Annotated in this window: 1 protein-coding gene; it reads left to right on the forward strand. The window is 53.0% G+C overall.

What is annotated here, in order from left to right:
• Positions 1–1,110, forward strand: a 1,110-nt coding sequence (locus tag RTY00_RS18940) for a metallophosphoesterase (protein ID WP_312665500.1), incomplete at its 5' end; no start/stop codon positions are given.
• Between the last annotated feature and the right edge of the window lie 325 nt (positions 1,111–1,435).

Below are 1,435 nucleotides of genomic sequence, written 5' to 3' on the forward strand. Positions count from 1 at the left end.
CATCTGATTTTCAGCATACCGAGCTGGTATGTGATCGCCCGATTTTTGTTCCCGCTAGCCATGCCCTTGCTGTTAAAAATCATCCTGTCTTTGCTGGTGTTGCTGGCTTCGCAGTATCTGCTGGTGAGCCGTTTTAGCTCAGGCAGCGTGTTCTCGCCGGAAATGCCGCGCGCGATTGTCATCCTGTTCAACTGGGGTTTCAGCGCCGTTTTATTCCTCGCGCTGACGCAGTTTGTGATTGATGTAGTAGCGCTGGTTTCGCTGTTGTTCCGCCATCCGTTTGAAATCGTGCCGGCGGTGCGTTATGTGGCGGCGGCGTTTGCCTTGATACTCGCTACCGTTGGCGTTTATCAGGCTATCCGCGTGCCGCCGATCAAAGATGTGACCATTGAGATCGACAACCTTCCGCGCGAATTTGAAGGCTATCAACTGTTGCAGTTGACCGATATGCACATCACTAAACTCTTCAACGAGAAATGGACGCGCGCGCTGGTGAAAAAAGCCATGACGCTGGATGTCGATCTGATTCTGGTAACCGGCGATGTGATTGATGGCACGCTGCAGAATCGTCGTGCGGACGTCGAGCCGCTGCGCGGATTGCATGCCCGCGATGGAGTGTTTGCGATCACCGGCAATCACGAATATTTCTTTGAGCAGGAGCGCTGGACCGCGCATCTGGCATCGCTGGGTCTTGAGCCGTTACTCAATCGTCATACGGTGATTAAGCGTGATAACGCCGAGCTGGTGATCGCCGGCATGCCGGATACCTCAGCTTCACGACGTGGCGCAGTCGGCCCCGATCTGGAAAAGACGCTGGCCGGTGCGCCGGAAAATGCGCCGATAATCCTGCTCGATCACCAGCCGCGTAACGCGCGTCAAAACGCGCTCAAAAACATCGATCTGCAACTCTCCGGCCATACGCACGGCGGCCTGATCATTGGCTTTGACCGCCTGTTTGCCAAACCCAATGCAGGCTTCGTCTCCGGGCTGTATCAGGTCGATGGAATGCAACTTTACGTCAACAACGGCACCGCGCTTTGGCCTGGCATGGCGGTACGTTTGGGCCGACCATCGGAGTTGACCCGCATTACGTTGCAGCGCAAACCTTAAGGATTGCCGCGCATTGAGTCATCTCCTCAATGCGCGTGTGCATAACTATATTGTAGAATCTATGTCTCCACTGAAGCGTCTATAGACATATTTCCCCACTGTTAAAACTTCGCGATGATGCGCGACCGGAAATAATCCGGCCATAACGCATAAAAGCCATATTTCGCTATGTGGCTTTCTTTTATTTCATTGCGGTTTTTTCACAAGGGTTTGCTATGCAAAATAAAAGCTCGCTGCTTTTACTGGCGCTGTCTGTTGCCGTTTTCGGGGTGATCACCACTGAAATCGCCATTATTGGCTTGTTGCCAAAACTCGTCACACAACT

Origin of the sequence: Pantoea sp. CTOTU49201 (assembly GCF_032054795.1) — a bacterium.
Classification (GTDB): domain Bacteria; phylum Pseudomonadota; class Gammaproteobacteria; order Enterobacterales; family Enterobacteriaceae; genus Pantoea; species Pantoea symbiotica.